We start from the raw sequence: 807 nt of genomic DNA on the forward strand, positions 1-807 counted from the left end.
CGCAATTAGTTGGCAAAAAGACTATCTCTACTTTTATGCCAAGGATAAGACCTTGCTCGATCATCACTTGGATGAATTGTTGAAGAAACTGGTGTCTAACCCTGAGAAGCTAGAAGGTCTAACCTTTGATAAAACCTTGGACCAAGAGATAGAACTGGCCAAAGAGAAAATTAGAGTAACAGAACCTTCGGCAGTCAAAACCAAGGAGGTGACCTTGTAATGTATTCCAGGCAAAAAGCATTTGTCTTTGGACTCTTGGGGCTCGCCTTTGGTTATTTCTGCCATCGTCTAACCCTGCTCTATGATAGTTTAACCAATGCCCCACCTATGGAACGTATTGCCTACCTCTTAGGAGAGGGGTTAAATCAGGTTTTCAATCCTTTATGGCTATTTTCCTTTACTCAAAAATCTCTTCTTGCCTTTATCCTTGGGGTTCTAACGATGACGCTAGTCTATCTTTATGTATCGACAGGACAGAAGGTCTATCGAGAAGGGGAAGAATACGGTTCTGCACGATTTGGAAACAGTAAGGAAAAGCGGAACTTTTACAGTAAGAATCCTTTCAATGACACGATTTTGGCTCGTGATGTTCGTCTAACCTTGTTGGAAAAGAAGAAACCCCAGTTTGACCGAAATAAAAATTTGATTGTCATTGGGGGTTCTGGGGCAGGCAAGACCTTTCGATTTGTTAAACCCAACCTTATCCAACTTAATTGTTCCAATATTGTCGTAGATCCTAAAGACCATTTGGCTGAGAAGACAGGTAAACTCTTTTTAGAAAACGGTTATCAGGTCAAGGTTTTAGAC

1 protein-coding gene and 1 pseudogene are annotated in these 807 nt (G+C 41.0%); both read left to right on the top strand.

The features are described 5' to 3' along the window. A pseudogene (locus ACQRDX_RS09395) lies at positions 1 to 220 on the top strand (hypothetical protein); the annotation flags it as partial. Next, positions 220 to 807, top strand: a 588-nt coding sequence (locus tag ACQRDX_RS09400; RefSeq protein WP_427896631.1) for a type IV secretory system conjugative DNA transfer family protein, incomplete at its 3' end; no start/stop codon positions are given. The pseudogene ACQRDX_RS09395 and the gene ACQRDX_RS09400, both read left to right, overlap by 1 nt.

Origin of the sequence: Streptococcus sp. SGI.013, assembly GCF_050315295.1 — a bacterium.
GTDB classification, from domain to species: Bacteria; Bacillota; Bacilli; order Lactobacillales; family Streptococcaceae; genus Streptococcus; species Streptococcus porcorum.